This is a genomic window from Sphingomonas sp. Leaf412 (assembly GCF_001425405.1).
In the GTDB taxonomy this organism is placed as follows: Bacteria; Pseudomonadota; Alphaproteobacteria; order Sphingomonadales; family Sphingomonadaceae; genus Sphingomonas.
Genome location: NZ_LMQP01000003.1, coordinates 1,093,254 through 1,104,723 on the forward strand (window position 1 = coordinate 1,093,254; position 11,470 = coordinate 1,104,723).

The window sequence follows — 11,470 nt, forward strand, 5'->3', positions numbered from 1 at the left end:
CGCTGCGCTCGCAATGACGATGACCGCGCCACCCTTGCCCCCCACGCCCCCCGCGCCTAACCCGCGCCGCATGGCCAGCATCCCGGACGCCGCCCCCTCCCGCCGCCTCGGCAATCTGTCGATCGTCTGGAAGCATGTGGTCCGCTATCCCGGCCGCATCGCAATCGCCTGCGCCGCGCTGGCGGTCACGTCCGGCGCGACGATCGCGATCCCCTACAGCTTCAAGCGCGTCATCGACCGCGGCTTCACCGGCGGCGCGAACGAGGCGGCGGTCGCGGGCGCGTTCCACTACATGCTGATGATCGTCGCGGTGCTGGCGATCGGGACCGCGGTGCGCTTCTACTTCGTCGCCTGGCTGGGAGAGCGCGTGGTGGCGGACATCCGGGAGGACGTGCAGCGCCACCTGCTGACGCTGGCGCCGCGCTTCTACGAGGAGAATCGCCCGTCGGAGATCGCGTCGCGCCTGACCGCGGACACGGCGCAGATCGAGCTGGTCGTCGGATCCTGCGTGTCGATCGCGCTGCGCAATTTCTTCACCGCGGTCGGCGGGTTGATCTACCTCTTCGCCATCTCGCCCAAGCTGGCGGGGATGCTGCTGGTCGGCATCCCGCTCATCATCCTGCCGATCGCGCTGCTCGGCCGCCGCATCCGCACGCTGTCGCGCACGTCGCAGGATCGTGTCGCCGACGTCGGCAGCATGGTGACGGAAACGCTGGGCGCGATGAAGATCGTGCAGGCGTTCGGACAGGAACGGCGCGAGGCGGATCGCTTCGCCGGCGCGGTGGAGGCGACGATGGCGGCGGCGCAGAAGCGCGTCCTGCTGCGCGCGGTCATGACCGCGATCGTCATCGGCCTGGTGTTCGGCTCGATCACCCTGGTGTTGTGGGAGGGCGCGGAGGACGTCGCGTCGGGCCGCCTGTCGGGCGGCGCGATCGCGGCGTTCGTCCTGACCGGCGGCATCGTCGCGGGCGCGTTCGGCGCGCTGACGGAGGTCTACGGCGACCTGCTGCGCGGCGCGGGCGCGGCGGGGCGGATCGCGGAGCTGATGGCCGAACGGCCGGAGATCGCCGCGCCCCCCGCCCCGCGCGCGCTCCCGCACCCGCCCGAGGGTCGCATCGCCTTCGATCACGTCGCCTTCCGCTATCCCACGCGGCCCGAAATCGCGGCATTGCAGGACTTCTCGCTGTCGGTCGCCCCCGGCGAGACGCTGGCCGTCGTCGGCCCGTCGGGCGCGGGGAAGTCCACGCTGTTCCAGTTGCTCCAGCGCTTCTACGATCCCTCGACCGGCACCGTATCGGTCGACGGCGTCGACCTGCGCGAAGCGGACCCGGCCGCGGTCCGCGCGCGTATCGCCATGGTGCCGCAGGACAATGTCATCTTCGGCACCTCGGCGCGCGACAACCTGCGCTACGGCGCATGGGACGCCGACGACGCCGCGATCTGGCGCGCGGCGGAGGCGGCGCACGCCGGGGAGTTCCTCCGCGCGCTGCCCGACGGCCTCGATACCTACCTTGGCGAAGGCGGCGCCCGCCTGTCCGGCGGGCAGCGCCAGCGCGTCGCGATCGCCCGCGCGCTGCTGCGCGACGCCCCGATCCTGCTGCTGGACGAGGCGACCAGCGCGCTCGACGCCGAGAGCGAGCGGCTGGTGCAGGACGCGCTCGAACGGCTGATGCAGAACCGCACGACGATCGTCATCGCCCACCGCCTCGCCACCGTCCGCGCCGCCGACCGCATCGTGGTGATGGACGCCGGCCGCATCGTGGAGGAAGGCACCCACGCGACCCTGATGACGCGCGGCGGCCTGTATCAGCGGCTGGCGAGCCTGCAATTCCACGAGGCGGGTTGAGTTCACGCGGAGGCGCGGAGGCGCGGAGAAGAAGGGTTCGTTCGCGCAGAGGCGCAGAGGCGCAGAGGACGCAGAGGACGCAGAGATTGCGCCTGTGGCTGTCGCTCCGCGAAGCGGAAAGCCATCGCTCGACGGTGCGGATCAGTGAGCCGTCTGCGACGGCTCGAAAGGTAGCCTCACGCAAACTCTCTGCGTCCTCTGCGCCTCTGCGCGCAAAACCTTCTTCTCCGCGTCTCCGCGCCTCCGCGTGAACGGAATCCCCTTCGCGTCTTCGCGTCTTCGCGCGAACCATCGTCACCCCGGGCTTGTCCCGGCATCGCCCGTGCCGCACACTCGCCCCGCATAAGGTGCGCGGCACCGTGGATGCCGGGAAAACCCCGGCATGACGATTCAGGAGAGCGAGCATGTCGACAGATTCAGGCCGGGAATTCGACGTCATCGTCTACGGCGCCACCGGCTTCACCGGCCGCCTCGTCGCCGAGCATCTCGCCGTCACGCATCCGACCGGCGTCCGCTGGGCGATGGCGGGCCGCTCGCTCAGCAAGCTGGAGGAGGTGCGCGCCGAGATGGGCGTGCCCGCCGATATCGCGCTCATCACCGCCAACGCGGACGACCCTGCCTCGCTGCGCGCGATGTGCCGGCGCGCCACGGTCGTCGTCTCCACCGTCGGCCCGTATCAATTGTACGGCAGCGACCTCGTCGCCGCCTGCGCCGCCACCGGCACCGCCTATGTCGACCTGTGCGGCGAGCCCGCCTGGATGCGCGAGATGATCGACGCGCACGAGGCGGAGGCGAAGGCGACGGGCGCGCGCATCGTCTTCTCCTGCGGCTTCGATTCGATTCCCTTCGACCTCGGCGTCATGACGTTGCAGGACGCGGCGCGGAAGCGCTTCGGTGCCCCTGTCCCGCGCGTGAAGGCGCGCGTGCGGCAGATGAAGGGCGGCTTCTCCGGCGGCACCGCGGCCAGCCTGAAGGCGACGCTGGCCGCCGCCGCGCGCCATCCGTCGCTGGTGAAGCTGCTCGCCGATCCCTTCGCGCTGACGCCGGGGCACAAGGGACCGGGCCAGCCATCGGGCCTGCTGCCGGAGTACGACACCACCCTCAACGCGTGGGTCGCGCCGTTCATCATGGCGCCGATCAATACCAAGAACGTCCACCGCACCAACTTCCTGCTCGGGCAGCCATGGGGCGACATCGTCTATGACGAGATGGTCGTCGCGGGCCTGGGCGACATCGGCAAGGCGGCGGCGGAGGCGCTGGCGAAGCTGAACCCGCTCGCTTCCGACAAGGGGCCGAAGCCCGGCGAAGGCCCGTCGAAGGAAGAACGCGAGGCGGGGCATTTCGACATCCTGTTCGTCGGCCTGACAGAGGGCGGCGAGCGGCTGGAAGCGGTCGTCACCGGCGACCGCGATCCGGGCTACGGCTGCACCAGCAAGATGCTGGGCGAAAGCGCGCTGTGCCTGGTGCAGGACGTTCAGGGCGCGGGCGGAATCTGGACGCCGGGGGCGTTGATGGGGGAGAAACTGCGCGCCCGGCTGGAGGCGAACGCGGGCATGACCTTCACCGCGGGGTAGAGGGTTTACTTGTGTCCCCGCGAAGGCGGGGACCCAGTCTGGGCTCCCGCCTTCGCGGGAGCACAATGGGGCTGGCGACCGCGCGAGAGGTAAGCGCCGCTTCGCCGAATACGCCCGAACACCGCCCTTCCCCTCCCCGCAACCCCTTGCTATCGGCGCTTGCGACACCCCTGCCGACGGCGCCCGCGCGGCCCTTGCCGCCTCCCCGCTCGCCCTCGGCTCGCGCAGAAGGACAAGGCCCCTCATGACCGCCATCGGCCAGGACACGCTCAACGCCCGCAAGACGCTCCAGGCCGGCGGCAAGAGCTACGATTATTATGCGCTCGACGTCGCGGCGCAGAAGTTCGGCGACATCAGCCGCCTGCCCTTCTCGATGAAGGTGCTGCTGGAGAACATGCTGCGGTTCGAGGACGGGAAGACCGTGACCGAGGCGGACGTGCAGGCGATCGTGGACTGGCAGAAGGAGCGCCGCTCGGACCGCGAGATCCAGTATCGCCCCGCGCGCGTGCTGATGCAGGATTTCACCGGCGTCCCCTGCGTCGTCGACCTCGCCGCGATGCGCGATGCGATCACGAAGCTGGGCGGCGACGCGGCGAAGATCAATCCGCAGGTCCCCGTCCACCTCGTCATCGACCATTCCGTCATGGTCGACGAATTCGGTACGCCGCAGGCGTTCGAGGAGAATGTCGAGCTGGAATATCAGCGTAACGGCGAACGCTACGAATTCCTGAAATGGGGATCGAAGGCGCTGGACAATTTCAAGGTCGTGCCGCCGGGCACCGGCATCTGCCACCAGGTGAACCTTGAATATGTCGCGCAGGCGGTATGGTCTTCGGTCGAGAGCGGCGACCATGCCACGGGTGGCGTCGCGACCATCGCCTATCCCGATACCTTGGTCGGCACCGACAGCCACACGACGATGGTCAACGGCCTGGGCGTGCTCGGCTGGGGCGTCGGCGGGATCGAGGCGGAGGCCGCGATGCTGGGGCAGCCGGTGTCGATGCTGATCCCCGAGGTCGTCGGCTTCAAGCTCACCGGCGCGCTCCGTGAAGGCATCACCGCCACCGACCTCGTGCTGACGGTGACGCAGATGCTGCGCCGCAAGGGCGTCGTCGGCCGCTTCGTCGAATTCTACGGCCCCGGCCTCGACCAGATGACGCTGGCGGATCGCGCGACGATCGCCAACATGGCGCCCGAATATGGCGCGACCTGCGGCTTCTTCCCGGTCGACGACAAGACGATCGACTATATGCGCCTGACCGCGCGCCCGGCGGAGACGATCGCGCTGACGGAGGCGTATGCGAAGGCCAACGGCTTCTGGCGCGACGCGTCCGCGCCCGATCCGATCTTCACCGACACGCTGGAACTGGACATGGGCAGCGTCGTCCCGTCGCTCGCCGGGCCGAAGCGCCCGCAGGACAAGGTCGCGCTGGACAGCGTGGACGAGGTGTTCAACGGCGACCTGTCGAAGGTGTACAACAAGCAGCGCCCGACCCGCGTCGACATTCCCGAGCGCGGCCACGACATCGGCGACGGCGACGTGGTCATCGCCGCGATCACCAGCTGCACGAACACGTCCAACCCGTCGGTCCTCGTCGCCGCGGGCCTCGTCGCGCGCAAGGCGCATGCGCTGGGGCTGAAGCCCAAGCCGTGGGTCAAGACGTCGCTCGCCCCCGGATCGCAGGTCGTCACCGATTACCTCGACAAGGCGGGGCTGACCGCGGACCTGAACGCGATCGGCTTCAACCTCGTCGGCTACGGCTGCACCACCTGCATCGGCAATTCCGGCCCGCTGCCCGGCCCGATCAGCGCCGCGATCAACGAAAACGACCTCGTCGCCGCCTCGGTCCTGTCGGGCAACCGCAATTTCGAGGGCCGCGTCAGCGCCGACGTGCGCGCCAACTTCCTCGCCTCCCCCCCGCTCGTCGTCGCCTATGCGCTGAAGGGCACGGTGACGGAGGACATGATCGACACGCCGCTGGGCCAGGGCACCGACGGGCAGGACGTGTTCCTGCGCGACGTGTGGCCGACCAACCTGGAGATCGCCGACCTGATGGCCGCGAACATCGACGCGGACATGTTCGGATCGCGCTACGGCAACGTCTACGCCGGCGACGACAAGTGGCGCGCGATCGAGGTCGAGGGGTCGGACACCTACGCCTGGCGCGCCGGGTCGACCTATGTCGCCAACCCGCCCTATTTCGACGGGCTGGAAATGACGCCTGCACCGGTGATGGACATCGTGGATGCCAAGCCGCTCGCGATCCTGGGCGATTCGATCACCACCGACCACATCAGCCCCGCGGGCAGCATCAAGGCGGACAGCCCCGCCGGCGTGTTCCTCCAGGAGCATCAGGTCGCGAAGGCGGACTTCAATTCCTACGGCGCGCGCCGCGGCAACCACGACGTGATGATGCGCGGCACCTTCGCCAACATCCGCATCCGCAACGAAATGGTGCCGGGGACCGAGGGCGGCATGACCCGCTACGACGGTCAGGTGATGCCGATCTACGACGCCGCGATGCGCCACAAGGCGGACGGCACGCCGCTGATCGTCGTGGCGGGCAAGGAATACGGCACCGGCTCGTCGCGCGACTGGGCGGCGAAGGGCACCAACCTGCTCGGCGTGCGCGCGGTCATCACCGAAAGCTTCGAGCGGATCCACCGGTCGAACCTGGTCGGCATGGGCGTCCTGCCGCTCCAGTTCGCGGACGGCACGACGCGCGAGACGCTGAAGCTGACCGGGGACGAGACGTTCACGATCCGCAACGTCGCCGCGCTGCGCCCGCGCCAGGACGTGACGGTCGAGCTGACCCGCGCCGACGGCACGGTGGAGACGATCGTGACGCGGTGCCGGATCGATACCGTGAACGAGCTGGAATACTTCCTGAACGGCGGCATCCTGCAATACGTGCTGCGCAATCTGGCCGCATGACAGATCGCCGGCGGGTAACGTTTTGTTGCCCGCCGGACACTGCCCCGGAACGGAACAACTTTTCGGGTAAAATCGTTAAAATTGGTTAACGAAAACGATTGACGACTCGCTTGCCTGAACAGAGGCTGTCCCCCGACCTGACATACGGTCTCAACGAAAAATCGGGGGTTACTTCCATGATGAAGAAGACGCTTTTGGGCGCCACCGTCGCGATCGCCGCGATCGTGCCGTCCATCGCCACTGCCCAGAAGGTACAATCGGGTAGCCGGAACGGTCTCAGCTACACCGCCACCAGCCGCATCATCGGCCAGACCTCGACCGCCACGGTCGCGACGGGCGGTGATCCCCGCTATCTCGCGCTCAACTCCTCGGGCTACAGCGGCTCGGTCGGCATGCTGATGACCTATGCCAACGGCGACCGCTTCGTGTGCTCGGGCACGCTGCTCAGCGATCGTCGCTCGGTCCTGACCGCGGGCCATTGCGTCAGCAACGGCGGCGGGCAGAAGGCCGCCGATCTCGTGCGGACCCAGGTCATCTTCGCCAACGACGCGGTTTCGCTGTCCGACGCCAGCATCTACACCTTGCCGGCCGGCACCGTCGCGATCGACGTGGGTCGCTACATCGTCAATTCGAACTACACCGGCGAAGTCATCGATCAGAACGACATCGCCGTCCTGAAGCTGGACTCGTTCGCTCCGTCGTTCGCGAAGGCGTACGAGATCTACACCGACGATCTGAAGGGTGCGGAGTTCAACGTGAACGGTTTCGGCACGCGGTCGACCGTCGGCGGCGCGCAGGGGAACACCCCGCCGTTCAACGCAGGCACCGGCCGTCGTCGTCAGGGCAACAACATCTACGACTACGCCTGGGGCGATTCGCTGTTCGAAGGCTTCTTCACCGATGAGACGAACGGCCGGAACTTCTTCGGCACCGCGGATGTGGAATTTTCCTACATCTCGGACTTCGACAACGGCCTGGCGGCGCAGGATCAGTCGCGCCGTATCGCCAACGCGCTGGGCCTCGGCGCGATCGGTGACGCGAACTTCGCGAACACCGGCGTCGGCGCCATGGAAGTGGGCGTCGCCGGCGGTGATTCCGGTGGCGCTGCCTTCATCGACGGGAAGATCTCGTCGGTGAACTCCTATGGTCTGACCTTCGGCGCCAGCTTCGGCGATTTCGGTGGTGGTCTGAACGCCGGCTGGGGCGAGTTCAGCGGCTACGTGCCGACCAGCATCCACCAGGGCTTCATCACCAGTGCGATCGCGGCCGGCGTGCCCGAGCCGACGACCTGGGCGCTGATGATCCTGGGCATGGGCGCGGTCGGTGGCGCGATGCGCCGTCGGGCGAAGACCACGGTCCGCTTCGCGTAAGCGATCGGCCTGTCGGTTGGGGAAGGGGCGGCGGACCGACGGGTCCGCCGCCCTTTTTCGTTACGCGCCGCGCGCCGCCGATGCGCGGGCGCGGCCGTACAGGAAATAGACCGCCAGCCCGGCGAGGTTCCAGTACAGGAAATACAGCTGCGTGCGCTGCGGCAGGCTGAAGAACAGATAGGTGCACCCCAGCACCCCGATCGTCCCGACCAGCGGCGCCAGCGGGGTGCGGAACGTCCGCTCCGCCTCGGGCGCGCGCCGCCGCATCACCAGCATGCACACGCACACCGCGGCGAATGCGGCCAGCGTCCCCGCATTCGCCAGCGCCGCGATCGCGTCGATCGGCATGATCCCGGCGATGATCGCGACCAGCACCGCGGTCATGATCGTGATCCTGACCGGCGTCCCGCGCTTCGACACCGTGGCCAGCGATTGCGGCAGCAACCCGTCGCGCGCCATGACGAAGAAGATGCGGCTCTGCCCGAACAGGAAGCCCAGCAGCACCGTCGGCAGCGCGATCACCGCGCTCGCGGCCAGGAACGTCGCGAACCCCGGCCGCCCGATCTCGCGCAGGATCAGCGCCAGCGGCTCGGGCGACGCGGCGAAGCGCGTGAACGACAGCGCACCGACCGCCGCGACCGCGACGAGCATGTAGATGACGACGCACGCCACCATCGATCCCACGATCCCGATCGCCAGATCGCGGCCGGGGTTCTTCGTCTCCTCCGCCGCGGTGGAGATCGCGTCGAAGCCGTAGAAGGCGAAGAAGATGATCGCCGCCGCCGCCATGACGCCGCGCTCGACCCCGTCCGCGCCCATTTCCTTGCCGAAGCCGAACGGCATGAACGGTTCCAGGTTGGCGGCGTCGAACGAGGGCAGCGCGACCGCGACGAAGATCGCCAGCGCGACGATCTTCACCACCACGAGCACGGCGTTGAGCGTCGCGCTCTCCTTCGTCCCCAGCATCAGCAGCCCGGCGACGACCGCGATGATGAAGATCGCGGGCACGTTCACCAGCCCGCCCAGCTCCGGCCCGTTGGTCAGCGCGACCGGAAACCCCAGCGGGGTCAGCAGCGCGCTGGCATAGCCCGACCATCCGACCGCGACGGTAGACACGACCAGCGAATATTCCAGGATCAGCGACCAGCCGATGACCCAGGCCAGTATCTCCCCCAACACGACGTAGCTGTAGGTGTATGCGCTGCCCGATGCCGGGATCATCGTCGCCATCTCGGCATAGGCCAGCGCAGCGCAGGCGCAGATCGCGCCCGCGATCACGAAGCTGAGGATCACCGACGGCCCCGCACGATCCGCCCCGACGCCGATCAGCGTCAGGATCCCCGTCCCCACGATCGCGCCCACGCCCAGCGCGACGAGATGCGGCCACGACAGCGTGCGCGCCAGTGCGTCGGCGCGCGGTTCGACCGCGATCGGTTTCTTTCGGAACAGGTCCATGTGCGACTCCCCTTATGTGCGAGCCATCCGCCACCGTCCGTCACCCCGGCCTTGTGCCGGGGTCCATCGGGCAACGGGCGGATCGGCTCGATCCTCTTGCGCTGCGCGTGCGGCACGATGGACCCCGGATCAAGTCCGGGGTGACGCTCCGCCCCGCAACACCTCCGCCAGCGCCGCCACCGCCGCACTGTCGCGCAACCGCGCAATGCTGTCCGGCGCCACCGACAGCCCGATCGCCCGCCGCCGCACAAACCCCTCCAGCGGCACCAGCGCCACGCCCGCGTCCGCGAAACATTCGGGCATCACCGTCACGCCCAGCCCCGCCGCCACGAACGCCAGCGCGCGATCGTCGTTGGTGGTGCGCGCCGCCATGAACGGCCGCACCCCGCGGCTGGTGAAATGACGGCTGACCTCGCTCAGCGCCTCGCAATGGCGCCGCACGATCATCGGCTCGCCCGCGATCCCCTCCGCCGCGATCCGCGCCGCGCCCGCCAGCGGATGACCCGCCGCCAGCGCGACCGCATAGCCCTCCTCGAACAGGGCCGCCCCGCCTTCGACCGGCCCCAGCACCGCATCGATCCGCCCGCGCTCGCGCGCCGCGACCAGTTCGCGGTCGCGCCCGTCGACCACCTCGATCCGCTCCCCCGTCGCGCTCGCCGCCGCCAGCGCGCGACGCACCAGCGCGCCCGGGAGGGTCGAGACGATCCCCAGTCGCACCAGCCTGACCGGCGCGGTCGCGACCGTTTCCGCCGCCGTGAATTCCCCCTCGATCCGCCGCGCATGGACCAGCAGCCGGCCGCCCGCCGCGGTCAGCTCCACCCGCCGCGGCGACCGGGTCAGCACCGGCTCGCCCAGCGTCGCCTCCAGTCGCGCGATCCCCGCGGACAAGGTGGGCTGCGTCACGCGGCAGGCGGCGGCAGCGCGGGTGAAGCTGCCATGATCGACGACGGCGATGAAATAGCGAAGCAATTGGCGGTCCAGCATAGACGCCGTCTATCCTGACCACCGCCCGATCGCAATTTTACCGCGTCGCCCGCACCCGCTACGATGCGGCACGAAGGAGAGTGTGATGCAGGGCATGGATTTCGCGCTGGGCGAGAATGCGGACATGATCCGCGACACCACGCGCCGCTTCGCCGACGACCGCATCGCGCCGCTGGCCGCGCGGATCGACGCCGACGACTGGTTCCCGCGCGAAGAATTGTGGACCGCGATGGGCGACCTCGGCCTCCACGGCATCACCGTGGAGGAGGCCGACGGCGGCCTCGGCCTCGGCTATCTCGAACACGTCGTCGCGCAGGAGGAGGTCGCGCGCGCCTCCGCCTCGATCGGCCTGAGCTACGGCGCGCATTCCAACCTGTGCGTGAACCAGATCCGCCGCTGGGCCAGTCCGGAGCAGAAGGCGAAATTCCTGCCGAAGCTGATTTCCGGCGAACATGTCGGCAGCCTGGCGATGTCGGAGGCGGGCGCGGGCTCCGACGTCGTGTCGATGCGACTGAAGGCGGATCGGACCGACACCGGCTACGTCCTGAACGGCACGAAATTCTGGATCACCAACGCCCCCTACGCCGACACGCTGGTCGTGTACGCCCGCACCGGCGAGGGCAGCCGCGGCATCACGACCTTCCTGATCGAAAAGGACATGCCCGGCTTCGCGATCGGGCAGAAGATCGACAAGATGGGGATGCGCGGGTCGCCCACGTCGGAACTGGTCTTCACCGACTGCGCGGTCCCCGACGCCAACGTCATGGGCCCGGTCAACGGCGGCGTCGGCGTGCTGATGAGCGGGCTGGACTATGAACGCACCGTGCTGGCGGGGATCCAGCTCGGCGTCATGCAGGCGTGCCTCGACGTCGTCCTGCCCTATGTGCGCGAACGCAAGCAGTTCGGCACGCCGATCGGCGCGTTCCAGCTCGTGCAGGCGAAGATCGCGGACATGTACGTCGCGCTCAATTCCGCGCGCGCCTATGTCTACGCCGTCGCGCGCGCGTGCGACGCGGGGCAGACGACGCGCTTCGACGCCGCGGGCGCGATCCTGCTGGCGAGCGAGAACGCCTTCCGCGTGGCGGGCGAGGCGGTGCAGGCGCTGGGTGGCGCCGGCTACACGAAGGACTGGCCCGTCGAACGCTTCCTGCGCGACGCGAAGCTGCTGGATATCGGCGCGGGGACGAACGAGATCCGCCGCATGCTGATCGGCCGCGAACTGATCGGCGCCGCCGCGTGAATACCTCCCCGGAACGGGGAGGGGGACCGCGGCCGACGGCCGTGGTGGAGGGGTCACGCCCGGCCA

6 protein-coding genes and 2 pseudogenes are annotated in these 11,470 nt (G+C 69.0%); 6 read left to right on the forward strand and 2 right to left on the reverse strand.

The genetic code is table 11. The features are described 5' to 3' along the window. Positions 1-70 precede the first annotated feature (70 nt). The 5 genes and pseudogenes from ASG29_RS12410 to ASG29_RS17855 all read left to right on the forward strand — a co-directional run. Positions 71-1,846, forward strand: a complete 1,776-nt coding sequence (locus ASG29_RS12410) for an ABC transporter transmembrane domain-containing protein (RefSeq protein ID WP_055984346.1) — start codon at positions 71-73, stop codon at positions 1,844-1,846. A gap of 404 nt (positions 1,847-2,250) precedes the next feature. Then, entirely contained in the window at positions 2,251-3,420 is a 1,170-nt protein-coding gene (locus tag ASG29_RS12415; RefSeq protein WP_055984349.1) for a saccharopine dehydrogenase family protein, read from the forward strand. 244 nt (positions 3,421-3,664) lie between these two features. Continuing rightward, on the forward strand, positions 3,665-6,355 hold the full coding sequence (gene acnA / locus ASG29_RS12420) for an aconitate hydratase AcnA (RefSeq protein WP_055984352.1): 2,691 nt from the start codon (positions 3,665-3,667) through the stop codon (positions 6,353-6,355). A 398-nt stretch (positions 6,356-6,753) separates the two neighbouring features. Next, positions 6,754-7,131, forward strand: a pseudogene (locus ASG29_RS17850) (trypsin-like serine protease); the annotation flags it as partial. A 486-nt stretch (positions 7,132-7,617) separates the two neighbouring features. Next, a pseudogene (locus ASG29_RS17855) lies at positions 7,618-7,725 on the forward strand (PEPxxWA-CTERM sorting domain-containing protein); the annotation flags it as partial. Positions 7,726-7,785: 60 nt separating this feature from the next. On the opposite strand, the gene ASG29_RS12430 reads toward ASG29_RS17855, so the two are convergent. Together ASG29_RS12430 and ASG29_RS12435 are read right to left on the reverse strand one after the other, a co-directional pair. Next, positions 7,786-9,180 (reverse strand): amino acid permease, encoded by a 1,395-nt coding sequence (locus ASG29_RS12430; protein WP_055984361.1) that lies wholly within the window; start codon positions 9,178-9,180, stop codon positions 7,786-7,788. A gap of 129 nt (positions 9,181-9,309) precedes the next feature. Beyond that, positions 9,310-10,164: a LysR family transcriptional regulator gene (locus ASG29_RS12435; RefSeq protein WP_055984363.1), complete on the reverse strand. Its 855-nt coding sequence runs from the start codon at positions 10,162-10,164 to the stop codon at positions 9,310-9,312. Positions 10,165-10,249: 85 nt separating this feature from the next. Between ASG29_RS12435 and ASG29_RS12440 the strand changes: the two genes are divergently transcribed. Next, the gene (locus ASG29_RS12440) at positions 10,250-11,404 is read left to right on the forward strand and encodes an acyl-CoA dehydrogenase family protein (RefSeq protein ID WP_055984366.1); all 1,155 of its coding nucleotides are present in this window, start codon (positions 10,250-10,252) and stop codon (positions 11,402-11,404) included. The last annotated feature ends 66 nt before the right edge of the window (positions 11,405-11,470 follow it).